Annotated in this window: 25 protein-coding genes; 9 read left to right on the plus strand and 16 right to left on the minus strand. The window is 63.8% G+C overall.

Annotation, left to right across the window (positions count from 1 at the left end):
* Nucleotides 1-21 precede the first annotated feature (21 nt).
* The 3 genes from ACFFWD_RS40470 to ACFFWD_RS40480 all read right to left on the minus strand — a co-directional run bounded on the left by ACFFWD_RS40470 (nucleotide 22) and on the right by ACFFWD_RS40480 (nucleotide 2,468).
* The gene (locus ACFFWD_RS40470) at nucleotides 22-1,173 is read right to left on the minus strand and encodes a fructose-1,6-bisphosphatase (RefSeq protein ID WP_376974984.1); all 1,152 of its coding nucleotides are present in this window, start codon (nucleotides 1,171-1,173) and stop codon (nucleotides 22-24) included.
* Nucleotides 1,174-1,519: 346 nt separating this feature from the next.
* Nucleotides 1,520-1,750, minus strand: coding sequence for a nitrate/nitrite transporter NrtS (gene nrtS / locus ACFFWD_RS40475; protein WP_376974985.1), 231 nt, complete (start codon nucleotides 1,748-1,750; stop codon nucleotides 1,520-1,522).
* 481 nt (nucleotides 1,751-2,231) lie between these two features.
* The gene (locus ACFFWD_RS40480) at nucleotides 2,232-2,468 is read right to left on the minus strand and encodes a hypothetical protein (RefSeq protein ID WP_376974986.1); all 237 of its coding nucleotides are present in this window, start codon (nucleotides 2,466-2,468) and stop codon (nucleotides 2,232-2,234) included.
* 724 nt (nucleotides 2,469-3,192) lie between these two features.
* Here ACFFWD_RS40480 and ACFFWD_RS40485 point away from each other — a divergent pair.
* From ACFFWD_RS40485 to ACFFWD_RS40495, 3 genes are all read left to right on the plus strand, one after another.
* Nucleotides 3,193-3,831 (plus strand): sigma-70 family RNA polymerase sigma factor, encoded by a 639-nt coding sequence (locus tag ACFFWD_RS40485; protein ID WP_376974987.1) that lies wholly within the window; start codon nucleotides 3,193-3,195, stop codon nucleotides 3,829-3,831.
* Complete coding sequence (locus ACFFWD_RS40490) at nucleotides 3,828-4,496, plus strand: NrsF family protein (protein ID WP_376974988.1); 669 nt, start codon at nucleotides 3,828-3,830, stop codon at nucleotides 4,494-4,496. The genes ACFFWD_RS40485 and ACFFWD_RS40490 overlap by 4 nt, the downstream gene beginning before the upstream one ends.
* A gap of 156 nt (nucleotides 4,497-4,652) precedes the next feature.
* Nucleotides 4,653-5,201 carry a peroxiredoxin-like family protein gene (locus ACFFWD_RS40495; protein WP_376974989.1) on the plus strand — a complete coding sequence of 183 codons (549 nt, stop codon included), beginning with the start codon at nucleotides 4,653-4,655 and terminating at the stop codon, nucleotides 5,199-5,201.
* Between the two features lie 41 nt (nucleotides 5,202-5,242).
* On the opposite strand, the gene ACFFWD_RS40500 is transcribed toward ACFFWD_RS40495, so the two are convergent.
* Nucleotides 5,243-6,430 carry a 6-phosphofructokinase gene (locus ACFFWD_RS40500; RefSeq protein WP_376974990.1) on the minus strand — a complete coding sequence of 396 codons (1,188 nt, stop codon included), beginning with the start codon at nucleotides 6,428-6,430 and terminating at the stop codon, nucleotides 5,243-5,245.
* 184 nt (nucleotides 6,431-6,614) lie between these two features.
* Entirely contained in the window at nucleotides 6,615-7,916 is a 1,302-nt protein-coding gene (locus tag ACFFWD_RS40505) for an NAD(P)/FAD-dependent oxidoreductase (protein WP_376974991.1), read from the minus strand.
* A 75-nt stretch (nucleotides 7,917-7,991) separates the two neighbouring features.
* On the opposite strand from ACFFWD_RS40505, the gene ACFFWD_RS40510 reads away from it, so the two are divergent.
* The 4 genes from ACFFWD_RS40510 to ACFFWD_RS40525 all read left to right on the plus strand — a co-directional run bounded on the left by ACFFWD_RS40510 (nucleotide 7,992) and on the right by ACFFWD_RS40525 (nucleotide 12,033).
* Nucleotides 7,992-8,846, plus strand: a complete 855-nt coding sequence (locus ACFFWD_RS40510; protein WP_376974992.1) for a VOC family protein — start codon at nucleotides 7,992-7,994, stop codon at nucleotides 8,844-8,846.
* Between the two features lie 108 nt (nucleotides 8,847-8,954).
* Nucleotides 8,955-10,280, plus strand: a complete 1,326-nt coding sequence (locus ACFFWD_RS40515; RefSeq protein WP_376974993.1) for an ABC transporter substrate-binding protein — start codon at nucleotides 8,955-8,957, stop codon at nucleotides 10,278-10,280.
* Entirely contained in the window at nucleotides 10,277-11,212 is a 936-nt protein-coding gene (locus ACFFWD_RS40520) for a carbohydrate ABC transporter permease (protein WP_376974994.1), read from the plus strand. Before ACFFWD_RS40515 ends, ACFFWD_RS40520 begins: the two co-directional genes overlap by 4 nt.
* The gene (locus ACFFWD_RS40525; protein ID WP_376974995.1) at nucleotides 11,209-12,033 is read left to right on the plus strand and encodes a carbohydrate ABC transporter permease; all 825 of its coding nucleotides are present in this window, start codon (nucleotides 11,209-11,211) and stop codon (nucleotides 12,031-12,033) included. The genes ACFFWD_RS40520 and ACFFWD_RS40525 overlap by 4 nt, the downstream gene beginning before the upstream one ends.
* Before the next feature lie 37 nt (nucleotides 12,034-12,070).
* Here ACFFWD_RS40525 and ACFFWD_RS40530 read toward each other — a convergent pair whose 3' ends face one another.
* From ACFFWD_RS40530 to ACFFWD_RS40540, 3 genes are all read right to left on the minus strand, one after another.
* Nucleotides 12,071-13,729, minus strand: coding sequence for a regulator (locus ACFFWD_RS40530; protein WP_376974996.1), 1,659 nt, complete (start codon nucleotides 13,727-13,729; stop codon nucleotides 12,071-12,073).
* A 70-nt stretch (nucleotides 13,730-13,799) separates the two neighbouring features.
* Nucleotides 13,800-14,492, minus strand: a complete 693-nt coding sequence (locus ACFFWD_RS40535) for a cysteine hydrolase family protein (protein WP_376974997.1) — start codon at nucleotides 14,490-14,492, stop codon at nucleotides 13,800-13,802.
* Nucleotides 14,493-14,695: 203 nt separating this feature from the next.
* Nucleotides 14,696-15,715 carry a YeiH family protein gene (locus ACFFWD_RS40540; RefSeq protein ID WP_376975036.1) on the minus strand — a complete coding sequence of 340 codons (1,020 nt, stop codon included), beginning with the start codon at nucleotides 15,713-15,715 and terminating at the stop codon, nucleotides 14,696-14,698.
* Nucleotides 15,716-15,852: 137 nt separating this feature from the next.
* On the opposite strand from ACFFWD_RS40540, the gene ACFFWD_RS40545 reads away from it, so the two are divergent.
* Nucleotides 15,853-16,824, plus strand: a complete 972-nt coding sequence (locus ACFFWD_RS40545) for a LysR substrate-binding domain-containing protein (RefSeq protein WP_376974998.1) — start codon at nucleotides 15,853-15,855, stop codon at nucleotides 16,822-16,824.
* Here the strand turns inward: ACFFWD_RS40545 and ACFFWD_RS40550 are convergent.
* The 8 genes from ACFFWD_RS40550 to ACFFWD_RS40585 form a co-directional block, all read right to left on the minus strand.
* On the minus strand, nucleotides 16,772-16,993 hold the full coding sequence (locus ACFFWD_RS40550) for a hypothetical protein (RefSeq protein WP_376974999.1): 222 nt from the start codon (nucleotides 16,991-16,993) through the stop codon (nucleotides 16,772-16,774). The two genes, ACFFWD_RS40545 and ACFFWD_RS40550, sit on opposite strands and share 53 nt — an antisense overlap.
* A 197-nt stretch (nucleotides 16,994-17,190) precedes the next feature.
* The gene (locus tag ACFFWD_RS40555; protein WP_376975000.1) at nucleotides 17,191-17,604 is read right to left on the minus strand and encodes a hypothetical protein; all 414 of its coding nucleotides are present in this window, start codon (nucleotides 17,602-17,604) and stop codon (nucleotides 17,191-17,193) included.
* A complete protein-coding gene (locus ACFFWD_RS40560) occupies nucleotides 17,601-19,163 on the minus strand; it encodes a tetratricopeptide repeat-containing sulfotransferase family protein (RefSeq protein ID WP_376975001.1) in 1,563 nt (520 codons plus the stop codon). The genes ACFFWD_RS40555 and ACFFWD_RS40560 overlap by 4 nt, the downstream gene beginning before the upstream one ends.
* Nucleotides 19,164-19,255: 92 nt before the next feature.
* Entirely contained in the window at nucleotides 19,256-21,328 is a 2,073-nt protein-coding gene (locus ACFFWD_RS40565) for an alkaline phosphatase family protein (RefSeq protein ID WP_376975002.1), read from the minus strand.
* Nucleotides 21,329-21,655: 327 nt separating this feature from the next.
* Entirely contained in the window at nucleotides 21,656-22,594 is a 939-nt protein-coding gene (puuE, locus tag ACFFWD_RS40570) for an allantoinase PuuE (RefSeq protein ID WP_376975003.1), read from the minus strand.
* 208 nt (nucleotides 22,595-22,802) lie between these two features.
* Nucleotides 22,803-23,672, minus strand: a complete 870-nt coding sequence (locus ACFFWD_RS40575; protein WP_376975004.1) for an aldose 1-epimerase family protein — start codon at nucleotides 23,670-23,672, stop codon at nucleotides 22,803-22,805.
* Nucleotides 23,673-23,778: 106 nt separating this feature from the next.
* Nucleotides 23,779-24,549: an enoyl-CoA hydratase-related protein gene (locus ACFFWD_RS40580; protein WP_376975005.1), complete on the minus strand. Its 771-nt coding sequence runs from the start codon at nucleotides 24,547-24,549 to the stop codon at nucleotides 23,779-23,781.
* A gap of 4 nt (nucleotides 24,550-24,553) precedes the next feature.
* Nucleotides 24,554-25,003: a MarR family winged helix-turn-helix transcriptional regulator gene (locus tag ACFFWD_RS40585; RefSeq protein WP_376975006.1), complete on the minus strand. Its 450-nt coding sequence runs from the start codon at nucleotides 25,001-25,003 to the stop codon at nucleotides 24,554-24,556.
* A 259-nt stretch (nucleotides 25,004-25,262) separates the two neighbouring features.
* Here ACFFWD_RS40585 and ACFFWD_RS40590 point away from each other — a divergent pair, with 259 nt between their 5' ends.
* Entirely contained in the window at nucleotides 25,263-26,159 is an 897-nt protein-coding gene (locus tag ACFFWD_RS40590; protein ID WP_376975007.1) for a CHAD domain-containing protein, read from the plus strand.
* Nucleotides 26,160-26,251 lie beyond the last annotated feature (92 nt).

A 26,251-nucleotide genomic window follows, 5' to 3' on the forward strand; every position in this document is an offset into this window, starting at 1 on the left:
ACGCGCGGTACGCCGCGCTCCCTACTCCGCCGCCTCCGGCCTGCGCTCCTCGCGCAGCCGAAAGCGCTTCAGCAGTGCGGATACCGTATCGCGGAAGCCACCATACTCCAGCTCGGAATAGGGCAGCATCGCGGCGCCGGACCAGCCTTGGCTGCGCATCTCGATTGCCTTGCGCTGGGCGCGCTGGCGGACCTCGTCCCAGGCCGGGTTGTCGAAGAAATCGGTATACGACTCCGCGAATTTTCCGTCCCTGTCGATCGAGAAGCCGACGCAAGAGACGATCGGCAAGCAATACATGCCTGTCACCGGTGTGTTGAGCGGCACAGGCATGAGCGGCATCACGTGCGAGCCGCGTGCATCGCCACCGACGAAATGCGCCTTGGCGAACGGCGAGATGATCTCTTCAGGCGCGGGGAAAATCCCCTGGTTCCTGACGATTGCGACCGGATCATCCTTGCCGGTGTACTTGCCGGCGATCGAGTGAAGACGCTGCGCCGAGACGGCGACGGCGACCTCGCCATAGGTTTGGGAAATGATACGATCGATGCCAAAGCGTTCGTTGTCGCGGAGCAGCGCGGCAATGTGGTAGCCGTCTGCGGGCGCATCGAGCTCGATCACGCTGTCGCCGGCCGTGTTATCCATGTCGATGACGTGGAAACGGAATCCCTTGATCATCGGGGGCAGCATCAGCCCTGCGCAATACATGGGATCGGCAAAAGCGAGATAGATCGGCAAGTTGTAGGCGCCGGGGCCGCATTTGTCGGCGGCGAACACCAGGAAGGACTCCGCGGGTCTCGCGCCCGAGAGATTGTGGTCGAAACTGAGCTCGGCGACGGCCGGGCCTGCGCCGCGAACGTTTCCGGAAGGAGCGTCGACGAGAAGGTCCTGGCCGGCGCCGTAGAGCCCGGCGGTCTTCGCAACCGCAGTGGCCGCGAGAAACGTCTTCCAGGCGAATTGATGAACTTCGGCGCTCCCTTCGCCCCGCGTGTGCGTCATGATGATCGCAATGTCGTCGCCGGTATGGCGGACGAAACCGTCGATCAAGAGGCGATCGTCGATCGCTTTCGCGACCGCCTGTTCGACAGTCGCCATCATGCGTGCAGATGGTTTCGTATGGCCGCCAACAGAGCCAATGTCAGCTTTGATGACTGAAATGGTGAGTCTCATGAGCATCCCTCCGACCGCAGCTCAGCGCCTTCGCCTCGGCGCTCGCTGCGCCGGGGGCGACGGCGCTGCTCATTCGAGAAAATAACCTATGGTGTTAAGATAAGTTCCACGTCGGATTATGGCCTCTCTCTGGAACCGGTGTCGATACGCGCCAACGGCGCACCCGGATTAGCCAATATGCGCGATTGGATTACCACCCGCCGCCCTATGAAGCGCGGTTGAGAAAAATCGGCAGCCCCCGCTTGTTGGAATAGAGAGGACGGTAGCGCTCCGTGTTGTACGCGCTGGCGACGTCCAATTTGCACGGCCTAAGCCTGGCATCAGGGATGAGAAGCTGCGCGTTCGATTCCGCTCATCGAGGCGGGTTGCGAATTCGAATCGAAACCGCGCCATAGGTGCAAACAGCATATGGCACGAAGTAAGTCAGAATGACCTTGAACCAATTGATCGGCATTGCGCCGAACAGTGCGTCACCCTGATTGATGAGGTTCAACACCGTCCCCACGACAACGGCAACAAGGAACGACCGGCGCGGCACGCCATCGGAGAACGCGTAACGACATCCGAGCCTAAACGTCGACATCTGTCTCCCGAACCGGCGTCACATGCTAAGAGCCGCACCGACCAAGAGGCTGGCGCCTACAAGACGGATTGGAGCCCATCAGCTCGCGCACCTCAATTTGGATACTGCCTTTCTTCAGGCAAAACAACGCAGCCTGCCTCGAGCCCATTCACTCTTGCCTGACCGAAGGTTACGCCGATGTAGCTAGATTCAATAGTGGCATCACTCTCGTCTTTGGCGGATCGGATTGAGCCGCGTCTTTTCCGGTTCAGGCGAGCGGGCATCGCGGCTTGCTCCAATTAGCTTCCGGTCGGTCAGAAGTTCCGCCCCACGTCAATGTCCCGTTGCAGGCTTCGATACGCCTGCACGCCTCTGTTTGCTGTTGCGGCCTTGCACCGCGAGCCGTCGAGAGAGCGCTAATACGCTCTCGCTGCCGGGCTCGGCAGCGAGAGCTCGTTAGGATTGATGTCGCATCATGCACTTGGACCGATACCGACGTCGATCATGACCCGTGCCTGGGTCGGGCTGCGCGCGTGGCGTGCCGCCCGATCTGTGCGTGTGCGGCATAAGCCTGGCTCTTGCCGAATGAACCAGATACCCTCGCGCTCAGGACATTTGCATTGGGGTAGGTACTCGCGAACGCCGCCGGCTCCTGCTGAGCAAAACTGTCTGCGAACACCGGCGTTGCCGCAATCATCGACAGAACCGCCGCCGCACTGACAATTCCGAGTTTGGTCATGGCTGTCTCCTCTATGTATCAACAAATGACGAGACGTCGCAACTCATCGAACCAGCACAGGTACAGATGTCCGACCGTTGAAGAGGCGAGGGCTCTCGTGCCCTGTTCCTCGACGCTCAAGTAGGGCTGGCTAGGACAGTTGAGAATCTCAAACGCTTGAAGCGCGTTGATGTGCGCCTCCACTCAACAGTTCGTAGCCACCCCTGTGGCAGTTACTCGCTCACGGCAACGTGAAATCGCGCCAACCATTTCTTACCCGCGCAACAGCCGCACCTCGTAAGCCGCGTGGCTGAAGCCAAGGACAAGCTCGTTCCATACTGAGAAAGCGTCGCGCAGGTTGCGGGCCGATCGTAGCCGAAGGCGCTGGCTTCCCCGGAGTCACGCGGCACTGCACGAATCGTCTCATTGGCCAGCCACCCGGTCTTCGGAATTGGGGAGTCCCCGTCCCGATTCCGGCCGCGTAACTTTTCTATCCCCCGCGACGAATTTTTGTAGACAGGCCGGTTCATTCGGCTGGTGGTACCGGAAGGTTGGACGGACTTTCATCTGCCGAGGGCTGCTCTTGCGTTGGCCATGATCGCCCTTGGCCATGGAGGCTGCCCTCGACCATTGGCTTGAAGAGCTGCCACAGCCTCGGAAGCAGGGAGGCGCCTGATGACGGCATTCGATGCGAGGCTTGCCGCTATGGGTATGCGTGCCCCAGCCGTCAATGGAGCTTTCGCCAATGGCGCATGACCCACGCGGCAGCGGACCGGCGCTGAAGCTCGTCGTGAAGGACGGGGGCAGCGGCGTGCAAGGATCGGCATCGGCTACCAGGGACGTCGATTGGTCCATCCTCATGGCCCGCGCTCAAGAGGGCGACCGAACCGCTTATCATCGGCTTCTGTTGGAGATCACGCCGTATTTGCGCTCGCTTGGCGCACGGCGGCTCTGGAACCCCAGCGATGTCGAGGACGCGGTCCAGGACGTCCTGCTGACGGTCCATTCAATTCGGCAGACCTACGATCCGGCCCGGCCGTTTGCACCATGGCTGGTCGCTATCGCCACACGACGCTTCGTTGATCGGCTGCGCCGTCAAGGCCGCGCCAGAGGCCGGGAAATACCTTTGACCGGCGAGCATGAAACCTTTTGGGAGCCCCCAGCGAACTTAGAGGAGAGCACGGACCGGCATAAACTGGAGGAGGCAGTCAACAATCTCCCCCCTGCGCAGCGACGTGCCCTCCGGCTACTCAAGCTTAAGGAGATGTCATTGAAAGAGGCCAACATGGCGAGCGGCATGTCCGTCACCTCGCTCAAGGTCAATGTTCACCGTGCGCTGAAGAGCCTTCGGAAAATGCTCGTCGATCCGAGTGAACCGTCATGAAAACGCCCGATCTCATTGCGTCGCTTGCGGCGAACGTCACGCCGGTGCGGCGGCTGCGGCCGCCCGTGGTCCGGGCAGCCTGCTGGCTCCTGCTGGCGGCCGTCGTCTTGACGCTGCTGGCGATCAATCAGGGAATTCGCCCCGACTTCATTCAGCGGCTGCGCGAGCCGGCCTTTGCGGTCAGCATGGCAACCTCGCTTTTGACCGGGGTGCTGGCAGCCACTGCGGCGTTCCTGGTCAGCCTCCCTGACCGATCTCGCCTCTGGCTTCTTCTGCCAGGGCCGGCGCTGGTCGTGTGGCTCTCGAATGCTGGCTACCAGTGCCTGGTTCAGTGGGTCGCGATTGGTCCTGACGGTATCAGCCTGGGAGAGTCGGCACGCTGCTTTGCGACCCTGGTGCTGACCAGCTTACCGTTGTCGCTCGCGATGCTTGTGATGCTGCGCTATGCCGCTCCGCTCCGCCCGACTGCCGCAACCTTCACGGGCAGCTTGGCTGTGGCTGCGATCACAGCGACAGCGTTGTCGCTGTTCCACACCATCGACGCGACCTTGATGATCCTGATGTGGAACCTCGGAACAGCGGTTCTGTTTGTGGGCCTTGCGAGCGTGTTCGGCCGGAGAATGTTTCGATGGGTCGCACCACGAACATTCTATGCGGAATACTGAGCCTCAACATCGCAGGAGCAGCAACCCCAACCGGTTGTCGGCAACAGGCCCAATAAGCCGCCTCCCCCAAGGAGAGCATCAAGCGAAGACGTCAGTCCGGATACGAGTCTCAAAGCCCAATTCTGATCGATGAAAAATGCTGAAAGGATGACACACATGACCGATCTCGTACCGCTGTTTCCACGGCAGCCCGTCCCGCCGCTCAAAGTCAACCTCGCCGGCGGCGGCTTGTTTGATCTTAGAAGCGAGAAGCCAGAGCATTTCACGCTTGTCGTGTTTTATCGCGGCCTGCACTGCCCCATCTGCAAGAGCCAGCTCAGAGACCTGGAATCGAAGCTCGACGAGTTCGATAGACGCGGCGTTGCAGTGGTCGCCATATCGTCCGACTCGGAGCAACGAGCAAAGCAGACCAGGGAAACCTGGGAATTGTCCCGACTACGCATCGGCTATGGCCTCGACCTCGCCGCCGCGCAGAGCTGGGGATTGTTCATCTCGTCGGGTCGCGGAATGACGTCCGCAGGAGTGGAAGAACCAGCGCGCTTCTCCGAGCCGGCGCTGTATCTAATACGGCCGGACGGCACGCTCTACTTTGGCAGCGTCCAGACGATGCCGTTCGCACGCCCGCATTTCTCCGACATTCTTACGGCGATCGACTTTGTCTTGAAAAACAACTATCCGGCACGCGGCGAAGTGAGAGACCTGTAACACGCCGATCCGCGCAACATGCGTAATGCACGCGCTTGCCACTATGATGCGCGGTTGAGAAAAATCGGCAGCCCCCGCTTGTTGGAATAGAGAGGGCGGTAGCGCTCTGTGTTGTACGCGCTGGCGACGTCCAATTTGCGCGGCCCAAGCTTGGCGTCAGGGATGGGCACGAGGTCGTAGCGGCCCTCGACCAGCGCCGACATGAGGCCGGTCCTGCCTTCCAGGATGGCATCGTAGGCCATGTTGCCGAAAGTCAGGGCGACAAGCTTGTCGATGAAGTCGGGATCGCCCGATCGCAGATCGTAAGTCAAGTCGGAGACGATGGTCTCCTCGCCGGCGCGCCGCTTGATCTCGTCGGCAAGCGCTTCGGCCACGCTGGCCTTCTTGCGGTGACCATAGGCGTCGGGCTCGCCGTATTCCTGCACCTTGTAGCCTTCCCACTCGGCGCCCTCGCTGAGCACGATCAGCGCGTAGTTGCTTGGGTTGCCGTGCTTGTCTTGGAGGAGAAGCTGGATCAGCTTGTCGAGGTTGACCTTGTACTCCGGTATGGCGCATCGGATCGAGGTCGCGTATGCGGTGTAGAGCGCCGTGAATCCGGCATCACGGCCAAAGACCCGGAAAATGCCAATGCGTTCGTGCGAGCCGACGGTGGTGCGCTGCCGCTGGATGGCGTCGCTGGCGCGGGTAATCGCAGTCGAGAAGCCGATGCAGTACTCGGTGTTGCGGACGTCGTTGTCCATCGTCTTGGGGATCGCGATGATCTTGACGCCGAGCCCATTGAGCTTGTCCGCATAGCTGAGCGTATCGTCGCCGCCGATGGCGATCAGATGTTCGATGCCGAGCCCCGCGAGGTTCGCCATCACCTGGCCGGTGAGGTCCCACGTCGTGGTTGCGATGCCTCCTTTTGTGCTTTGGGAAACTGGAAAGTCGTGGCCCGCGAGATGATTGGGCAGCTTTTTCATTTTGGAGGGATTGGTGCGGCTCGAGTGCAGCACGGTGCCGCCGCGCCGGTCGATGACGCGCGTGTTTTCGCGGTTCAGCGGGATCACGTAGTGCGACTTGCTGGCCGGGTCGTCGAGGTTCAGGTGCGTGAGAGCCTCCCAACCGCGGCGGAGACCGACGACCTCGATGTCGTCCTCGCTTCCGCGATAAGTCACGCTCTTGATCACCGCGTTGAGGCCGGGGACGTCACCGCCGCCCGTGAGAATACCAATGCGCTTCCTTGCCATGCCCACCTCCCAGGATCGGTATGTGGCAATAACGCCGGCGTCGCGTCGGGGTTTCCACAACGCCATCCGCCGGCGGCGGAATCCTCGTGAACACGGCGCTCCGCCGGACCTGATTGGCTGCCATTCTTCGGAGCGCGACGTTGCCTGACCAGCCCCCACCTCGCGCGGCTGGCCCCTCCATGCGCTATATCTCCCGCGCGTCGCGGCGGCGATAGACCAGCAGCATCAACGGCGCGAGCTTGCGCAGCAGGCCGTGCGCCGGGATCGTGACCGGCTCGGTGAAGGGCAGCGCCAGCTCATTATCCGGCGCGCCACGGACAGCCTTCGCGAGCTCGCGGCCAAGCGGCATGGTCAGCGCCACCGCGCGGCCGTTGCAGCCGGTCCAGCCATAGGCATTGGGCCCGAGCTTGTGGATGCGCGGCAGGAAATCGGTGGTCATGCCGACATAGCCGTTCCAGACATAGTCGAAGGAGACGTCACCGATCTGCGGCCACAGCCGCTGCAGCCGCTCGGTCACCCGCGCCTTCAGCCGCTCGGCCTTGTTGCCCGGACCGATCACGGCGCCGCCGGTGACGAGGCGGTTGCGGGCGTCGTAACGCGCGAAATAGAGCTCACCATGGGTATCCGACATCGCCTGTCGGCCGGGGATGATGGTCTTGCGGACGTTGTCGGACAGTGGCTGCGTCGCCATCTGCCAGGACAAGACCGGCATCACCTCATTGGCGATGTCGGGCGCCAGCGATTTCGAGAACTCGCCGCTATAGGCATTGGTTGCGACCACCAGCGCGCGGCCCGAGATCTCGCCCTTTTCGGTCTTCACCACCCATCTGTCGCCGCGGCGCTCGAAACTTACCGCCGGCGAACGCGCGTAGATGCGTGCGCCGAGGCCGAGCACGACGCGCGCCAGTCCCCGCGCAAGCGCCAGCGGATTGACGTGGCCGCCCGTCCTGTTCCAGAACCCGCCGTGCCATGCCTCCGAGCCGAGCATGTCCCTGACCTGCTCACGCGACAGCAGTTCGACCGGCGCGCCGAATTTCGACCATTGCCGCACGCGCCGCTCCGCGATCTTGATGCGGCCCGGCGAGTGCACCGGCTGCACCCAGCCGGCCTGCTCGTGCTCGGCCTCGATCTTGTAACGATTGACGATGTCGAACAGCGTCGACGCACTGTCGCGCAACATCGCAACGAAGCGTTCGCCGGCCGCGCCATGCCTGGCGACGATGTCCTCGGGATCGGGACGCGACAGCGTCGGGATCACCTGCCCGTTGTTGCGGCCCGAAGCGCCCCAGCCGGGCTCGGCCGCCTCGACGATCGCGACGTTGATATTGGCCTCGCGCAGATGCAGGGCCGTCGACAGCCCGGTAAAGCCGCCGCCGATGATGACGACGTCGGCCTCTTGCGCGCCGGTCAATTCGGGACAATCAGGGCCGGCCGGCGTTGCCGAGGCCCAGAGCGAATTGGGCCAACGGACTGCATTGCTGTTCATCGTGATCCTTTCTTGCGGGCGCCTGATCGTTCTGGTTAGCTTTAGTACCTCATTCCAGCCCGGGAAAGACAAGAAGTGGCACTCAAAAACGTCATCGGAATCGATCACGCCGTGGTCATGGTGAAGGACCTCGACCAGGCCGCCGCGAACTACAAGCGGCTCGGCTTCACCGTGTCGCCGCGCGGCACCCACAGCGCGCACATGGGATCGGGCAACTACACCATCATGTTCGACCCCGACTACATGGAATTGCTCGGCGTGCTGACGCCGACCGAACACAATGCACCGGCCCGCGCCTTCCTCGAGAAGCGCGGCGAAGGCATCGAACGCATCGCCTTCACGGCGGTGGATTCGGCTGCCGGCGCCGAAGAGATCCGTGCGCGCGGCTATGCGCCCATAGGCCCCACCGATTTTGAGCGCCCGGTGACGATGCCCAACGGCACGATCTCGTCCGCGAAATTCCGTACCTTCCAGTGGCCGACCGCGGAAGCGCCCGGCGGCGTGCGCATCTTCGCCTGCCAGCACAAGACGCGCGAGACGGTGTGGATTCCCGAGTTGATGACGCACGCCAACGGGGCAAAATGTCTCAAGCAGGTGTTGATCGTCTCGCCCGAACCCGCGGCCGATGCGGCGCATCTTTCCAGGATGATCGACATCGCGGCGAGGAACGACGCGGACGGCGCCGTTGCGGTGCCCTCGGGCGGCGATCGCGCAGACTTCGTATTCCTGACGAGAGACCAGCTCGGCAAGCGTTACCCCGGCGTCTCGCTCGACGGTCTGCCCGAGCGCGGCGGCGCCGGTCTCGCGATCGCGGCCGATCTCGCGGCGACCGAGACGGCGCTTGGTGCCACCGCGGTGCGCAGCGGCGGCAGCATCTGCGTGCCGCCGGCTGCTGCCAACGGCACCCTGCTCGCTTTCGTCAAGGCATAAGTACGTCCCAATGGCGCGGCATCACGGTGCCGCGCACATTAGGGCTAGGCATTCAATCCGCGCGCGCTAGTATCTCCCAAAATCAAGACGAACAATCGGGAGAGAAACATGACAAGTCACCTGATCTCGCGGCGCGCCATGCTCGCCGGCACGGCGGCCGCAGGCGCGCTCGCCCTGACCGGCTTGCCCGCCCGCGCCGAGGTCAACTGGAAGAAATATGCCGGCACCAAGCTCGAGGTCATCCTCGCCAAGGGTCCGCGCGGCGACAACCTGCAAAAGTACATCAAGGAATTCACCGAGCTCACCGGCATCCAGGTCGAGTCGGAGCAGATCCCCGAGCAGCAGCAGCGCCAGAAGGCCGTGATCGAGCTCGCCTCGGGCAGACCGAGCTTCGACGTCATCCATCTGAGCTACCATGTGCAGAAACGGCAATTCGAGAAGGCCGGCTGGCTCGCCGACATCACGCCTTACATGAAGGACCCGACGCTGACCGCGCCCGATCTGGTCGAAAGCGATTTCTCCGCGGCCGGCCTGCAATACGCCAAGAACGACAAGGGGCAGATGCTGTCGCTGCCGTGGTCGGTCGACTACTTCATCCTCTATTACAACAAGGAGCTGTTCCAGAAGAAGGGCGTCGCGGTACCGAAGACCCTCGACGAGATGGTCGCGGCCGCGGAAAAGCTCACCGATCCCAAGGACGGCACCTTCGGCTTTGTCGGACGCGGCCTGCGCAACGCCAACATGACGTTGTGGACCAACTTCTATCTCAACTACGGCGGTGAATTCCTCGACGACAAGGGTAACATCCTGACCGACGGGCCCGAGGCGGTCGCGGCGACCAAGCTCTATCAGACGCTGCTGACCAAGGTCGCGCCGCCCGGCGTCGCCGGCTTCAATTGGATGGAATCGATGGCGTCCTTCACGCAGGGGCGATCGGCGATGTGGATCGACGGCGTCGGCTGGGCGCCGCCGCTGGAAGACCCGGCGGCCTCGCGCGTGGTCGGCAAGGTCGGCTACACCGTGGTGCCCGCCGGACCGAAGGGACAATATTCGGCGACCTACGGAGACGGCATCGGCATCGCCGCGGCGAGCAAGAACAAGGAAGCTGCCTACCTGCTCTGCCAATGGGTCGTCTCGAAGAAGCAAGGCGCGCGGCTGCTGCAGGCCGGCGGCGGCGTGCCGTTCCGCAACTCTATCCTGAACGATCCCGAGATCCAGCAGGGCGTGAAGATGCCGAAGGAATGGCTGCAATCGGTGATCGATTCCGCCAAGATCTCGAAGCTCGGACTACCCGTTGTGATCCCGGTCGCCGAATTCCGCGACATCGTCGGCGCGGCGATCACATCAACCCTGTCCGGCGCCGATCCGGCAACCGAGCTGAAGAAGGCGCACGAGCAATTCCGGCCGATCCTGGAGCGTAGCGAAAAAGCGTGAGTGTGGTGACACAAGCCTCCCCGGCTGCGGCTGAGGATGCCGCGCCGGAACGTGAATGGCGTCCGCCGTCCTATTGGCCGTTCGTGATCCCGGCACTCGTCGTGGTTCTGGCGGTGATCGTCTTTCCGTGGGCGTTCACGATCTGGATGAGCCTGAACGAATGGAAAGTCGGCTCGCCGACTACCTTCGTCGGGCTCGCCAACTATCTGCGGCTGCCAAACGATCCACGCTTCATCGAGGCGGTCGGGCACACCATCTTCTACACTGCGCTCTCCGTGCTGCTGCCGCTGGTGTTCGGCACGCTGGCGGCCGTGGTGTTTCACCAGAAATTCGCCGCGCGCGGCTTCCTGCGCGGCATCTTCATCATGCCGATGATGGCCACGCCCGTGGCGATCGCGCTGGTGTGGACCATGATGTTCCACCCGCAGCTCGGCGTCCTCAACTACGTGCTCTCGCTGGTCGGCCTGCCGCCGCAGCTCTGGGTGTTCAATCCGAGCACCGTGATTCCGTCATTGGTGCTGGTCGAGACCTGGCAGTGGACGCCGCTGGTGATGCTGATCGTGCTCGGAGGCCTCGCCGCGATCCCGACCGAGCCCTATGAGAGCGCGCAGATCGACGGCGCCAATTTCTGGCAGATGTTCCGCTTCATCACCTTGCCGCTGATCACCCCGTTCCTGTTCATCGCCGGCATGATCCGGATGATCGACGCGGTCAAGAGTTTCGACATCATCTTCGCCATTACCCAGGGCGGGCCCGGCTCGGCATCGGAGACCATCAACGTCTATCTCTACAGCGTCGCCTTCGTCTATTACGACCTCGGCTACGGCTCGGCGATCGCGGTGGTGTTCTTCCTCTTGATCATCGCGCTCGCCGCGCTGATGCTGTATGCGCGCAAGCGCATGCTGTGGACCGAGATCGCGAGCGGCGCATGACCCCACGGCATATTCTCGGCAAGATCGGCCTCTGGCTGTCGGTGTTCGTCATCGTCTCGCCGGCCATCCTGTTCTTCCTCTGGATGGCGTCGCTGTCGCTGAAGTTCGAGGTCGACAACGCCGCCTATCCGCCGGTGTTCATCCCCGAGCATGTCGCCTGGAAGAACTATACCGACGTGCTCGCCTCCAACCGGTTCCTGACCTACTTCGTCAACAGCCTGATCGTGACAGGCTGCGCCACGGGCCTGGCGATGCTGGTCGGCGTGCCCGCGGGCTACGGCATCGCACGGATGGCCGCCCATAAATCGGCGGTCGTGATCCTGATCGCGCGCATCACGCCGGGCCTGTCTTACCTGATCCCGCTTTTCCTTTTGTTCCAGTGGCTCGGCCTACTCGGCACGCTGGTGCCGCAGATCATCATCCATCTCGTGGTGACGGTGCCGATCGTGATCTGGATCATGATCGGCTATTTCGAGACCACCCCGCTGGAGCTCGAGGAAGCCGCGCTGATCGACGGCGCGACGCGCTGGCAGGTGTTCCGCCACGTCGCGCTGCCGATCGCAAAGCCAGGGCTTGCGGTCGCCTTCATCCTCGCGGTGATCTTCTCCTGGAACAATTTCGTGTTCGGCATCGTGCTGGCCGGGCGCGAGACGCGCACGCTGCCGGTCGCCGTCTACAACATGATCTCGTTCGACCAATTGAGTTGGGGACCGCTCGCGGCCGCCGCATTGATCGTGACGGCCCCGGTGCTGCTGCTGACCGTGATGGCGCAACGGCAGATCGTCGCCGGTCTCACCGCGGGCGCGGTGAAGGGCGGATGAACAGCCGGCCCCTCACCATGAGGGCCTGAAAGTGCCCTCACTCCGCTGGCGCCGCGACCGGGATTTCCGGATGCGAGCTGAAGCTCTCGCTGCCGGCGGAGCGGCCGAGTGCGAACAGCCCGGCAGCCATCACCACATAGGCAAGCGCGACACCCGGCGTCACGCCAAGCCCGCCGCCGACGCCGACCGCCTCGCCATGCATGAAGCCGAAATAGGTCAGCACGGCGCCGGCAAGCGCAAACGCCGAAGCTTTCAGGAAATCGCGCTCGATCACGAACACGCCGATCGCACCCAGCACGAGGCCGGCGAGGATCGAGCCGCCGCCCATCACCTCGAGCCCGTGATAGAGCACGCCCTGCTGCGGCAGCGCCGCGACGGCCGCGGTCTTTACCGCAGCAACCTTGTCGGGCGCCAGCCCGCCGACCGCCTGCGCGGCCACCAGCGTGGAGCCCAGCATGGTGTCGATCTGCAGTTTCGCCCAGGCCGCAAGATGCGGCGTCAGGGCGAGCACGATCGCCGGCGCATGCTTGATCGGCGTGGTCTGGAACGCCTGCGCGCCGATCAGCATGCCGATATAGAGCAGGATCAGTGAGATCGCGACCACAGGCACCAGCGCAAGCAGCACAGAGATGATGCCGAACCAGGACAGCACCACCACCATCACGCCGGTCGCGGCCGAATAGCCGATCCGCCCACCCATCGCCTTCCAGCCGGGATGACCGATATAGACGGCGTTGATGAACGGATTGCCCATCAGGCAGCCGATCAGGCTGACGACTCCGTCGGCGGTCAATACGCGCGTGGTCGGATACGCGTCGCCGGCAGCCTCCGCGCTTTCGACGTTGTCCATCGCCTCGACGAGATCGTAGATGCCGAACGGGATCGCGGTGACCAGGATGATGCCGAGGAATTCGAAGCCGGAGAACACGTGGTTCACCGTCGGGATCGGCACCGAGAAGCCGAAGTTCGCAAAGGCGTCGCCGACGCCCTTCAGGCTGAGGCCGCCAAGGCCGAGGCCGAACAGGTTCGAGCCCCAGGCGATAATCATGCCGGCAGCGATGGCGACGAGGCCCGCCGGAATCCCACGCGGATATCTCACGCCGCCGAACCAGCTCACCAGGATGATGGCGAAGCAGACCAGCCCGATCTGCGGCGTCATGTACATTTCGAGCGCCGGCCGCATCGAGATGAAGGTGACGGAGACGCCCGCGAGCGTGCCGAGCAGCGCCGCGCGCGGCGTGATCCTGCGGATGTAGGGCGCGATGAAACCGCCGATCATCAGGATGAAACTCTGGAAGAACACCCAGACGAGGCCGGCCGACCAGCCCTTGATCGGATCGCCGGTCTTCAACGTGATCGGCAGCATGATCACGAAGGTGACGATGAACATGTGCGGCACGCTGACACCCGACGGCAGCGCACAGACGTCGCTGCGGCCAGTCTTCTGCGCCAGGCGATAGGCAAGGAAGGCGTAGTAGAAGATGGAGAGGCACATCATCAGGCCGAGCGCCGGCAGGATGCGGCCGAACACGAGCGAGTCAGGCATCTTCAGCACGAAGCGCAACAGACCGGTGAGCACCAGCATGTTTACGAGGATGTTGGTGCCGAAGCCGAACAGCGCGTTCCAGTCGCCCGGCGTCCACAGGGCCGGCTTGAAGGCAGGCTTGCCGGCCGTCTCAATCATGCTCGTGCTCATGGTGCTCCCCCCGTCTGTGATTGAGCATGAGGGTTCGGAAGATCGCTTCAGCGCTTTTCCGGATCATGCTCTAGGCCAGTATTTTCGACGTCTCCATTGCTTCCAGCACCGCGGCCGAGTTCGAGACCCAGCCGAAGATTCCGCCCTGGGCCTTGATCATCTTCAGGCCCATGTCGTGAAATTCCGGGAAGTAGGATGCGCAGCCGTCGCCGATCACGACGCAGCGATAGCCGCGGTCATTGGCTTCGCGCACGGTGGTGTTGACGCACACTTCGGTGGTGACGCCGCACACCAGAAGGTTTTCCACACCGTGCTTCTGCAAGACATCGCCGAGCCCGGTGGCGTAGAACGCGCCCTTGCCGGGCTTGTCGATCACGATTTCGCCGTTGCGCGGATAGAGCGCGGGGATGATGTCGTGGCCGGCCTCGCCGCGGATCAGGATTCGTCCCATCGGACCAGGATCGCCGATCCGCAAGCTCGGTGCGCCGCGCGCGACCTTTGCCGGCGGTGCGTCGGAGAGATCGGGCAGATGGCCTTCGCGGGTGTGGACAACAAGCATCCCAGCGTCGCGCGCCGCCTCGAGCACAGCGGCGATCGGCCCGACCGCGCGGGCCAACTGGCTGACATCATTGCCGAGCGTCTCGCCAAACCCGCCGGGCTCCATGAAATCGCGCTGCATATCGATGATGACGAGCGCGGTCTTGCTCCAGTCGAGCGTGACCGGCTCCGGTTCGGCTGCAATGATGCCGCTTGAGATCGTCATACCGCGCGCCTCGAACGAGACAAGTCTCAAGCTCACTCAAGCAAGGCGCATGCCATTGTGTACAATTCCGTTCGGCACGCGACCGCAACGAAATCCACAGCCATTTCAGGTCGTTGGACATTCGAAACGACGTTGCCCGTTCGCTGGGCGACGCCGACGCGACGTGCATTTGCTCATTTCCTGGGCACCGGCGAAGGACGACGCTATTTGAAGAAATGCACCAGCGCGATGCTCAAGCCGAGCAGCAGGAGCAGCGACAGCGTAACGGCTGCGGTGACCCGCCCGCCGACCGTCGACAGCACGCGCACGTCGACGCCGAGCCCAAGCGCCGCCATCGAGACCACGGTCAGGATCGCCGCCGTCTTCGTCACCGGCGCGATCGCGATGTCGGGCACGAGCTGGAAGGATCGCAGCGCCGCCAGCACCAGGAAGCCGATGATGAACCAGGGCACCAGCTTGAACGGGCTGATGGCAACGGCCTTCGCAGCGCCGGTCGCGCTCTTGCGGCGGCGGGCGACGAACAACGACAAGCCGACCACGATCGGCCCCAGCATCAGCACCCGCACGAGCTTCACGAGCGTGCCGATCTGCGTACTCAGGATACCGGCCGGCACAGTCGCCGCCAGCACCTGGGGCACGGCATAGACGGTGAGGCCGGCCAGGATGCCGTATTGCGTCGCCGACAGTTTCAGGAGCGGGATCAGGAGCGGCAGGCCGAGCACCATCAAGACGCCGAGAATAGCGGTGAACGAGATCGACGAGGCGATGTCGTCGCCGTCGGCCTCGATGACGGGCGCCACCGCCGCGATCGCCGAATTGCCGCAGATCGAATTGCCGCAGGCGATCAGGATCGAGAGTTTTGTCTTGAGCCCGAGCAAGCGGCTGAGACCAAAACTCACCACGAGCATGATCGCGACGGTGACTGCAATCGCGGCGATCAGGAGCCAGCCGGACGCCACGATCGCGGCGAAGCTGATCGAGGCGCCGAGCAGCATGACTGCAACCTCGAGCAATTGTTTCGCGCTGAAGGCGATGCCGGAGCGCCAGCGCTCCGAGGGCTGCCAGGCGGTGCGGACCGCCATCCCAAGCAGGATCGCGACGACGAGCGCCTCGATATAGGGGTGGTCGAAAACACGCTCTTCGACGGCCTGGATGCCGAGCGAGACGACCGTGACCACCCCGCAGAGGAGGATGCCGGGAATGAGCAGGAATGCGCGCTTCAGCGCGCCGGGCTCCTGCCCCTGATGGTCCGATTCTTTGGCTTGTTCCGGCACGAATTCCTCTTCTTGGAGAAGAATCTATGCGTTATGGCCGCCGCATTGGCTAATATATTTTAGGACTGCCCCAATAGAGAGAAGTTATGTCCCTCAACTTGCACCTGCTCCGACTGTTCGCGGCCGTGGCCCGGACCGGGAGCTTTTCCCGCGCCGCCGAGCTCCTGCACATCAGCCAGCCGGCGATCTCCAAGGGGGTACGGGATTTCGAGTTGCAGGTCGGCTGCCGCCTGCTCGACCGGACCCCGAAGGGGGTGCGCCCGACCCGGGAAGGCGCCGCGCTGGCGCGCCACGCCGAAACCCTTTTCGCGGCCGAGCGGGCGGCGGAGGATGAGCTGCAGGCCCTGCGCGGCCTCGATAGCGGATCGCTGCGGATCGGCGCCAGCACGACGATCGCGACCTATATGATCCCGGACTATCTCGGCATCTTCCACCGCGCCTTTCCCGGCATCGACCTGCACGTCGTCAGCGCCAACACCAGCGACATCGCCGGCCTGATGCTGGCGCATGAGATCGAGATCGCCCTGGTCGAGGGGCCGGTCGAAGACGAGAACCTGATCAGCGAGGCTTGGCGCACCGATGTCATGGGACTAATCGCGGCTCCCGATCATCGCTTCGCGGCGGCCGCGGGCCCGATCGACCTGCGGCTGTTGGAGGACGAGATCCTGATCGTGCGCGAGCCGGGCTCCGGCACCCGCGAGGTGGTCGCCCAGGCGCTCGCCAGCCAGCGCGTCGAGCCGAAACGGACGCTGGAGATCGGCAGCACGGAAGCGATCAAGCAGGCCGTGGCCGCGGGCGTTGGCGTCGCCATCGTCTCGATGGCAACGATCGACGATCAGGTCAGGCTCGGAAAGCTGAAGGTGATCCCGATCAGGGGCGCCCATATCGAGCGCACGCTGTGGCAACTGAAATCGCCGGGACGGCTGGAGGTGCCTGCAGCGGTCGCGTTCGAGGGCATTATTCGTGAGAAGGCGGCGGCCCCGCAACGGGCGCTGCGGCCACCGGCTAAAGCGCGGCGAGCAGACCCTGCGCCCAGGCAACGGCGCGTTCGAAGCTGAACACACCGGGCTCGAAATAGACGGCACGCGCCAGCACGATGGCCGCGACCAGCACCCAGAACACGCTGGTGCCCGCCGTCTTCAGCCATTGCGACGCACGTCCGTTCACGATCGAATTGTCGACCGCGGGAACCGGCTCGCCGAAGGGATCGTATGCGGATTGGCTCATCGTCCTGACCGTCTCTCGTCACCCTTAAATGTCGCGAGATCCGCCACCGACGCAAGGGACGCGGAATGCCTTTTGGGGTGGAGACTTGGCACCGCTTTTCCCTTCGACGCCCGAGAGGAGAGTTTTCTTCTCCACAGGCAGAAAGGGCCGAAAATCCGACCGCTGAGCCAGCCGCGGGTCGCGCAACTGATCGGGATCTAGCGGATATGCCCGCGCCTGTAGCGATTGACCTCGGCCGCCGTGAGCGGGGGCCGAAACGCAATCGCCGGTGTCGCCGTGACGGCAGGCGCGCCGGCCTGCCGCATGACCAGGACCTCGATCCCCTGCGGCGTGATCGTCATCGCGTAGTCGTAGCCCTCGAGCACCCTTGCTGCGACGCGCAACAGCGGCCCATCGAACACGCCGGTCTTGCGGATCTCCAGCGCATCGTCGGAGCGGTAGCGCAGGTTGAAGCGATCGCGCAGCGCTGCGAGCACTTCCTGAAGCGAGGCATCGTTGACCTCGAGATGCACGGTCTCGGGCTTGCCCTCGACCTGCACCTGCGCCAGCGCGCGGCCGCCGAACAGCAGCGTGGCGAGCACAAGGATCGGCGCAAGGTGACGCGGCCTCATGTCAATTCCGCCTCCGGAATCTCCGTGGCCAGCCGCGCGCGCAACGGCTTTAGCCGCTCGGCATGGTGGCGCCATTTGCCTACCGAGGACGCATAGATCGGACGGCGCACCTGGACGGCGCTCGCGGTTGCCGATGGTGCCGGGCTGTCGTGAAAGCGCATGACGCCCTCCTCCCACGGCAGCCCGATGAAGTCGATGATCGCCCGGCTCGCCGCCGCCTGGTCCGCCACGATGTCCTCGTAATTGATTTCGAGCAGCACGGCCGACGGCAGGACGCTGCGCCAATGCTGCGACAATCGGCGGAACGCGAGAACATAGTCCGCGAGCTCGATCTGGTGATAGGAGAACGGAAACTTGCCTCGGAAATGCGCCTTGTACATAGCCCAGCAAGCATCCATCGGCCGCCGCTGCACCAGGATGATCTTGGCGGCCGGCAACGCCGCATGGATCAGGCCGCAATAGAGATAGTTCTCCAGCGTCTTGTCGATGAAGCGCGCGTTCGGCGGCACGCGGAGGGTTGCGGCCGCCTCCATGTAACGCTTGCCGACTGTCTCGAGATCGCGGCCACCCGCGTGGTCCGCCATCGCACGGCGCATTTCGGCTGCGAACGCACTGGTCTCGCCGACCGAGTGCATCTGCGAGTGGCTGGCGATGATGCGCTCCACCAGCGTGGTCCCGGTGCGCGGCAGCCCGGTGACGAAGACCGGCGCCGCGGCGGCATAGCCGGGCGGTGCACGATCGATCCAGTCCCAGGTGTGCGCGGCGATGATGCCGTCGATCTCCTTGACCGCCGCGGCGGGATCGTCGCCAAGCGAACGGTGTTGCAGGTCGCAACCGGCCGCGACGTGATCGAAGGCCCGGTCATGGAGCTCGAGGTCCTCGCATTCCTTGCCGAGCGCAAAGCGCAGCATGACTTCGCTTGACGGCGCAAGCCGGCCCTCGCGGACCAGCCATTCCATCTCCTCGATATGGTTGCGCTCAGCGGTCTGGATGCGAATGTCGGAGCGCAGATAATGCGCGAGGCCGTAGTGTCGGTCATGCGCGATCGCCGCGTCGCAATGCGTCTCGGCGTCAGACAGCGCACCGATCATCCGCTCCGCCGCGGCGAGATTGAACAGGTATTGCGGCACTGTGGGCGCGAGTGCAATCGCACGGCGGAGGAATTCGCGCGCCCTGCTCTGCAATCCGAGCAAGCCGAAGATGGCGCCGACCGCATCGAGCGCTTCCGGCGCCGCGGCGGCGAACCGCGCCGCGATTTCCGCGCTCTCGCAGGCCGCCCGCGCCTCGCCGTCGAGGAACAGGCATTTTGCCCGCAGCACATGGGCGATCGGGTTGTCGGGGGCAAGCGCGATGGCGCGATCGGCGCTGACGATCGCCGCGTCATGACGGCCGCGCAGCAGCGCGGTCTCGGTCAGGAGTGCCCATGCAGCCCAGTCAGCGGCGTCCGCGGACAGGACCTGCGCGCATATCCGTTCCGTCGCCGACAGATCGCCATTCGCGAAGGCGCGCCGCGCCGCCTCCATCGACGGCGCGGCGCGCTGTTGTACGCTTGTTTTCAAATCATCACTCCGAGCAGCGATGGCTTCGCGTCAAGCAGTGGCCGGCCATGTTTTTGGCCGGCCGCCAGGTGATGCAGGAACGAGGAGAAGGCCTAGTCGCGGTCCCCGTCGTCATCGTCGTCGTGCCGGTCGGCAAAGTTGAAGTTGCCGAACAGGTCGCCGATCGCCGGCCGGTTGGTCGGAACGTAGGGGTTCTCATCCGACGTGACCGGGTTCGGCAGGTTATCCCGGGTCTTCGCCGACAGCTTGGGGAGCTGCCAGTTGCGTTCGATGAACTTCGTGATCGAGGCATGATCGGAATATTCATGCAAAACGTGGCCGCCGCGCGAGTATCGCGACACGACCAGCAGCGGGATGCGCGTGCCGTCGCCGAAGAAGTCGACCGGCTGGACATAGCCGGAGTCATAGTAACCGCCGCCCTCGTCGAAGGTGACCATGATCGCCGTGGACTTCCACAGCTCCTTGTTGGCCTTCACTTGCTGGATAATCTTCTGGGTGAAGGCTTCGAAGATGTCGAGCTTGGACGACGACGGGTGACCGTCGTTGAAGGTGCTCGGCTTGACGAAGGAGACTGCCGGCAGCTTGCCGTTGGCGATCGCATCGTAAAGGTCGGTCGTGTCCTTCAGATGCGCGTCGCGCGCCACGGCATTGGTCATGACCGATTGGGAATAGAGGAACGGATTACAGATGTTGCAGTAGAGATAGGCGACCGGGTCGAGCGCGCCGAAATTGGCGCCCTCGCCTGGCGCGGTCTTGAAGTCGTTCCAGCGTTCACCGAAATAGGCCCAGGAAACGTTGGCTTGGCTGAGCGAGTCGCCGATATGCCGCTGCTTGATGACCGGCGGCAGGGTGAACGGGCCGTTGTTGATCGGATCGGTGGCGCCGCTGCCGATATAGGCGGGAACGTAGTTGTTGAGCAGATAATAGGCTTTCGGCGCGCAGTTCGGCGGCACGTGGATCGCGTTGAGGTAGGTGACGACCGGACCAACGCCGGGCTGCGCCGGGTCGGAGCAGTTGGAGTAGCTGCCGCCGCCGTAGCCGTCGTTGAGATACCAGTTGTTGGTGCCCGGCGCGGGGTTCGGATTCTCGATCTCGTTGACATATTGGGGCGGGTTACTGCCGGGAACCAGGACGTGGTCCGGGGTGGCCGGGTCGCCCTTGGCGTCGGCATAATAAAGCGCATCGGCGTAGCCGATCATCATGTGGTTGGCGAAGGTGCCGCCCATCACGCCCTGATGATAGTTGTCGTTGAGCGTGTATTTGCGCGCAAGCTTGGTCAGGTAGGGCGCGTCGCCCTTGGCGACGTTGTAGAAGCCCATTGCGATATCGCCTTCCTTGAGCTGCTTGGGCGTCGGGTTGCCGTTGCTGCCGGACGACACCGTCTCCTCGACCCAGGGGAACAGGTCGGCCTGGCAGCCGCTCGGATTGTGGCGCGTCGCCTTGGCGGCATCGCAGTCGAGCTGCTGCCACATCTGATAGAAGCGATGCACCGGGCTGCCGCCATAGGTGTGGTAGAGGCTGGAGGGGCTCTCGTTGCCCTGCGCCAGCGTCACCAGCGGATAGGGACCGTTCGGCAGATTGTTGTAGTCGAGGATGCGGCTGTCGGGCGAATTGCCTGCGATTCCTGTCGCCCCGGTCGTCAGCAGCGGCAAATCCTTCTGGTTCAGGCCGTAGTCGGCCTGTTGGGCGAGCGCCAGCGTCGACAAGCACCCGGGGCCGTTGAGCGCAGCTTCATTGATGCTGGTGTAACAGGCCTGCGGCGCATAGGAGGTCCCGGGCGCCTGCAACTTGTTGTCGGTGTTGTTGTAAGGCTTCTTCTGGCCGGGGCTGATCGAGAAGGTGTTGTTGACGACGGCCGAGAATTGCGCCGCCCGCGCATAGTTCGGACCGGGCTGGCCGTCGCGGGTGATGATGCCCTTCGACAGCAGGTTGTCGACGCGCTCGCCGTGAGACGGCTCATAGGTCGCGAAGACGTGGTCAAAGGTACGATTTTCACCCAGGATCACAATGACATGCTTGATCGGACTCTCGGTCCGGTGGCCATTGTCATTGGCCCCACCGAGGGCGTTGTTGTCCATTGCGTAGACGTCATATCCCATCAGCGACAGGATTGCGGCAGTGACCACAGTGCGATCGCGTAAACGTCGTGTCAGCTTGGAAAGCATGGCGCGCCCTCTGTTTGGATTTTCAAAGCGGGAGTTCGTTCGGCAGGGATCGAGTGCGCAGCGACGTTAGGTCGCAGATTTGTCACTTGCTTAAAGGTACGATGACGCGGTCCGTTGCGGGCGCATCGCGTCGGAAATATCCGGTAACAAAATTGTGAGCACAGTGATCGCGCGTCGACACGAGATCGCGCATCGACGCGCCACCGCGGCATCAGCCGCGACCTCGCGCAGCTAGATTGCTACACCGAGATGACGCTCCGGCGACTTTACGTGTTTGACGGCATCCGCCGCGGGAATTTTCGATAGAACGCAGTAACGCGCGCGCATTTACCCGATGTCGAACGCGTCGGCGGCGAGATGCTTCAGATTGGCGTGCCAGTGCTCGGCAATCGCGAGCCGGGTCGGCACCCAGACCCGGTCATGCTTCTGGACATAATCGAGAAAGCGCATCAGCGCTGCGGCACGGCCGGGACGGCCGACCACCCGGCAATGCAGGCCGATCGACATCATTTTCGGTGACGTCGCGCCCTCGGCGTAGAGCACGTCGAAACTGTCCTTCAGATAGGTGAAGAACTCGTCGCCGCCGCCAAAACCCTGCGGGTTGATGAAGCGCATGTCGTTGGCATCGAGCGTATAGGGGATCACGAGATGCGGCTCCGACCCGCGTGACCTGATCCAGTATGGCAGATCGTCGGCGTAAGAGTCGCAGAGGTAGCGCAAGCCCCCCGCCTCCATCAAAAGCCGCAGCGTGTTGATCGAGGAGCGGCCGGTGTACCAGCCGAGCGGCCGCGCGCCAGTCGCCTCGCTGTGGACGCGGATCGCCTCGGCGATCTCCGCGCGCTCTTCGGCCTCCGACATCTCCTTGTGCTCGACCCAGCGCAGGCTATGGCTTGCGATATCCCAACCCGCCGCCTGCATCGCGGCGACAGCCTCCGGATTGCGCTTCAGCGCCATTGCGACGCCGAATACCGTGGTCGGCAGCTTGCGCTCGGTGAACATCCGCCATAGCCGCCAGAAGCCCGCGCGCGAGCCGTATTCGAACATCGACTCGATATTGGCATGACGCGCGCCCGGCCAGGGCTGCGCGCCCAGCACATCAGTCAGAAATGCCTCCGAAGCGCGATCGCCATGCAGGATGTTGTTCTCGCCGCCCTCCTCGAAATTGACGACGAACTGCACCGCGATGCGGGCACTGCCCGGCCATTTCGGATCAGGCGGATTACGGCCGTAGCCGCGGAGGTCGCGTGGATAGCGGGGCTCGGTCACATCAGACCTCCTCGAAACGGCTTGAGGGGTGCATCCCAACCATTGCCGCCGGCCCGCACGGGACGCAAGACCGATTCCGGCAGTTCATGGCAGTTTTCGTTTCGCGGCTCACCGCGGCCGCGTGGCCGCACGACAACGCTCCGTCAGTGAGCGCGCTCGGCACCAGAGCCGATTGACCAAAAGCGCGCAACCGCGACAGGCAGCGCGCTCAAGCAACACGAATGCGATAGCTCAGCGAGCGTCGCGCGCCCGGCGCGACATGCATCAGGCCCGGCTTGTCGGCGAACTCGCGGTCGAAATCGGCCGGGCTCGCAAACCCATGCCAGGGCTCGATGCACAGGAACGGCGCGCCGCCGGGTTTCGACCAGATGCCGAGCTCACGAAAGCCGCTCCAGGTGACCTCGATCGACGGGCCACGATCGGCGGCGAAGCGGACTGATGAGCTTGCGACCTGATCGAGGATCATGGCGTCGTCGTCGAACAGGCGCTCCGACAGTGCGAGTGTCGTGCGCTGGATCGGGCTTGGCTCGGGCTGCGGCCGCATCAGGCCGTCTTTCAGGCGCCGGATCGTCGCAGACTCGTCATTCGTGAAGGTCAGGGTGTAAGCGTCCTTCGACAGCTCGGGCAACAGCGGCCAGTTGAAGGCCGGATGGCCGCCGAGCGAGGCCGGCAGTATTGCGTCGCCGGTGTTGATGACCTCGAAGGCAACCTCGAGATCGGCGCCGTCGACCGTGTAGGTGACCTCGAGCCCGAACGCGAAAGGATAGCGCGCACGGGTCTCCGCATCGTCGGTCAGCGCGAGCTTGCAGGACCGAGGCCCCTGCTCCACCCACGCAAATCGCCGATCCCGCGCAAGGCCGTGTTGCGTCATCGGATAGCTCTTGCCGTCGTGGCGCAGCGTGTCGCCCTTCAGCTTGCCGACGATCGGAAACAGCAGCGGTGCGTGGCGAGGCCATTGCGGGCCGGCTTGCCAGAGCAGTTCGGCGCCATCGGCATTTTTGAGCGAACACAGTTCGGCGCCATCAGCCCGGATGGTCGCGGCGATCCTGTCGCCGCGCAGGGTGTGACTATCGCTCATGCCTCGCCTCGCAGACTGCGGTTTGCAGCCGAAGCTGATGTTGGATCACGGCGGCGCCGTCAACCCCGTTGACGGTGCCATGATTGTTCGCCGCAAGGCCGGACGCTTATCCGGCGACCTTGGAAAAATCCGGCGGGCGCCGCTCGGCGAAGGCGGCAAAGGCCTCGCGCGCCTCGGCGCTCATCAACCGCTCCTGGAAGATCTTGCTCTCGCGCGCGATCTGCGCGGTGATCCCTGCGGTATCGCGCATCAGCGCCTTGGTGTGCTGGAGCGAGCCGGATGGCCGCTTCGCCAGTGCCTCGGCCGCCGCCCGCGCCTTGGCGCGGAGCTCGTCCGGCGGCACCACGGCATTGGCGAGGCCGATGGAAACGGCGGTCTCTGCATCCATGGGCTCGCCGAGCGCAAACATCGCATAGGCCCGCGCATAGCCGATGCGCTGCGGCAGCAGATAGGTCGAGCCGGCCTCCGGCACCAGCGCGAGGTTGACGAACGGTGTGATCAGCCGGGCGTTCGATGCAAGATAGACAAGGTCGCAATGCAGCAGCATGGTGGTGCCGACGCCCACGGCATTGCCCTGCACTGCGGCAACCAGCGGCCGCGTCGCCGCGGCCAGGTTGGCGAGGAAGCGCGTCACGTGGCGCTCGCCGCTTGCGCCCTTTGAGACCGCAGCGAAGTCGGCGAGATCGTTGCCCGCGGTAAAGCTGTCGCCATTGCCCTGGAACAACACGACGCGAATTGCGGGATCAGTCTCCGCACGCGCCAGCGCATCCGCCATCGCGCCATACATGGCGTTGGTGATGGCATTCTTCTTGTCCGGACGCGCCATGGTGACGGTGAGGACACCTGCTTCCAGCGATACGTCGACGAATTCACCCATGGCATCACTCCTGTTGCTTGCCAGCGTCTTTGTCCTTCGGAAACTTGTCCTGCAGGCTCGTGAGCCAACGGGAGACCACCTCGATCTCCACGTCGGAAAATCCATCCATCAGCCTGCTGTTGATCGCCTTCGCCTGCGCCGCGGCGCGCTTGCCGAGATCCTGCCCCGCCGCGGTCAAATAGAGCCGCTGGGCGCGACCATCGGCGCCGTCGCGCTTGCGCTTGACGAGGCCCGAGCGCTCCATGCGATCGGCAAGCCCCGTCATCGCCGACGGCACGATGTCCAGCGCCTGCGAGGCGTCGCCGATCAGCGCGCCGTCGTTGCGGCCGAGATAGAACAGCACACCGGACTGTGCCGACGTCAGGTCGTGCGCAAGCATCTCGTGCTCGATCGACCGCTGCAGCCGCCGATATCCCACGGTCAGAAGAAAGATCAGCCGACGATCCGATTTCATCACCGTCTCGATATATATTTCGCATGCGAAATATCAAGCTGATTTTTCGTTGCGCCAACTGACGGCTTGCACTCGCGCAGCCCCGCTCCTCCGCCGGGTCGCCCGCTCCGGTTGCGCGAACGAGGCATTTTTGTCGCTTTGCAGCATCGTTGCGTCACCCCTGCTCAGAAAGCCCTTGATCGAAATCAATCAAACCGGAAAGCTTTGGAGCCAGGGTGCCGCCTGTCGCGTTGCGGCTCCGACGGGTCGCGAGAAAGTCATGAGTTTATCGACAATTCCGGCCAAGGAGCGCGCTGCCCGCCCGAAGCGGCCACGCCATCTCAGCCAGGCCATGCGTTGCGAGACCGCGTTTCGTCTGATCCTGTCCGAATGCCTCGAAGAGGTCGCTATCAATCACGACGCCGTCCGCGCCGGCGACGCCGCCGCGCTCCATCACACCCGTATCGCGCTGACGAGGCTGAAGGCCGCGATCGCCTTTTACGGGCGGATGGTGGCCGACACCGAATGGACGCGGCTGAAATCGGAGCTGAAATGGCTGAGCTCGTATCTCGGCGCGACGCGCGACCTCGACGTCGCGATCGAGAACAGCAAGGGCTCGCCCGAGGAGCGCGTGCTCAAAGCGGCCCACGCCGATGCTTTCGAGCAGCTCAGTGATGCGCTGGAAAGCGAACGCTATCGGCTGTGGTTCGAAGCGATGTGGGATTGGGTCGGCAGCGGGCCGTGGACGGCAAGGCAGGATCGCAAGGCCGCGGAGCTACGCGCCGTGCCGGTGTCGGTCTATCACGCGCATCGCCTTGCGCGATGGCACCAGAAGCTCAGGCGCAAGAGCCGTGGCCTGCAGGGCATGGGCAAGAACAAGCGGCACGACGTGCGGCTCGCAAGCAAGCGGCTGCGCTACGCCATCGAGTTCTCCGAAGGAGGATTGCCCGCGGAGGACTATGCTCCGTGGCGTACCGTCCTGAAGCATTTGCGCAAGGGGCAGCAGATCCTCGGCGAACTGAACGACGCGGATGTCCGCCGGGCACTCGTCGAGCGCGCAGACAATCCGGAGCCGGCCGGGGAGCACGGGGACAAGAAGGAAAAGATCCACGAACGAAAACGCAAGAGCCAGCTCCTGCGCCGGGCTGCAGCGGTCTATCGAAGAATCGCCACGTGAATGCGTCAGCCCCGCCGCCCTACACGGCCGCACCACACTGATGTTTAAAACATCATTTATTGCTATTGTTACATCATTACTTGTCGTGCATA

This window comes from Bradyrhizobium erythrophlei, assembly GCF_042430365.1.
GTDB classification, from domain to species: Bacteria; Pseudomonadota; Alphaproteobacteria; order Rhizobiales; family Xanthobacteraceae; genus Bradyrhizobium; species Bradyrhizobium erythrophlei.

Excerpts from the sequence above, each read along its gene's own strand:
- ACFFWD_RS40470 (WP_376974984.1), bottom strand. The coding sequence starts at position 1,173 with ATGCTCATGAGACTCACCATTTCAGTCATCAAAGCTGACATTGGCTCT.
- nrtS (WP_376974985.1), bottom strand. The coding sequence starts at position 1,750 with ATGTCGACGTTTAGGCTCGGATGTCGTTACGCGTTCTCCGATGGCGTG.
- ACFFWD_RS40480 (WP_376974986.1), bottom strand. The coding sequence starts at position 2,468 with ATGACCAAACTCGGAATTGTCAGTGCGGCGGCGGTTCTGTCGATGATT.
- ACFFWD_RS40485 (WP_376974987.1), top strand. The coding sequence starts at position 3,193 with ATGGCGCATGACCCACGCGGCAGCGGACCGGCGCTGAAGCTCGTCGTG.
- ACFFWD_RS40490 (WP_376974988.1), top strand. The coding sequence starts at position 3,828 with ATGAAAACGCCCGATCTCATTGCGTCGCTTGCGGCGAACGTCACGCCG.
- ACFFWD_RS40495 (WP_376974989.1), top strand. The coding sequence starts at position 4,653 with ATGACCGATCTCGTACCGCTGTTTCCACGGCAGCCCGTCCCGCCGCTC.
- ACFFWD_RS40500 (WP_376974990.1), bottom strand. The coding sequence starts at position 6,430 with ATGGCAAGGAAGCGCATTGGTATTCTCACGGGCGGCGGTGACGTCCCC.
- ACFFWD_RS40505 (WP_376974991.1), bottom strand. The coding sequence starts at position 7,916 with ATGAACAGCAATGCAGTCCGTTGGCCCAATTCGCTCTGGGCCTCGGCA.
- ACFFWD_RS40515 (WP_376974993.1), top strand. The coding sequence starts at position 8,955 with ATGACAAGTCACCTGATCTCGCGGCGCGCCATGCTCGCCGGCACGGCG.
- ACFFWD_RS40525 (WP_376974995.1), top strand. The coding sequence starts at position 11,209 with ATGACCCCACGGCATATTCTCGGCAAGATCGGCCTCTGGCTGTCGGTG.
- ACFFWD_RS40530 (WP_376974996.1), bottom strand. The coding sequence starts at position 13,729 with ATGAGCACGAGCATGATTGAGACGGCCGGCAAGCCTGCCTTCAAGCCG.
- ACFFWD_RS40535 (WP_376974997.1), bottom strand. The coding sequence starts at position 14,492 with ATGACGATCTCAAGCGGCATCATTGCAGCCGAACCGGAGCCGGTCACG.
- ACFFWD_RS40545 (WP_376974998.1), top strand. The coding sequence starts at position 15,853 with ATGTCCCTCAACTTGCACCTGCTCCGACTGTTCGCGGCCGTGGCCCGG.
- ACFFWD_RS40550 (WP_376974999.1), bottom strand. The coding sequence starts at position 16,993 with ATGAGCCAATCCGCATACGATCCCTTCGGCGAGCCGGTTCCCGCGGTC.
- ACFFWD_RS40555 (WP_376975000.1), bottom strand. The coding sequence starts at position 17,604 with ATGAGGCCGCGTCACCTTGCGCCGATCCTTGTGCTCGCCACGCTGCTG.
- ACFFWD_RS40565 (WP_376975002.1), bottom strand. The coding sequence starts at position 21,328 with ATGCTTTCCAAGCTGACACGACGTTTACGCGATCGCACTGTGGTCACT.
- ACFFWD_RS40575 (WP_376975004.1), bottom strand. The coding sequence starts at position 23,672 with ATGAGCGATAGTCACACCCTGCGCGGCGACAGGATCGCCGCGACCATC.
- ACFFWD_RS40580 (WP_376975005.1), bottom strand. The coding sequence starts at position 24,549 with ATGGGTGAATTCGTCGACGTATCGCTGGAAGCAGGTGTCCTCACCGTC.
- ACFFWD_RS40585 (WP_376975006.1), bottom strand. The coding sequence starts at position 25,003 with ATGAAATCGGATCGTCGGCTGATCTTTCTTCTGACCGTGGGATATCGG.
- ACFFWD_RS40590 (WP_376975007.1), top strand. The coding sequence starts at position 25,263 with ATGAGTTTATCGACAATTCCGGCCAAGGAGCGCGCTGCCCGCCCGAAG.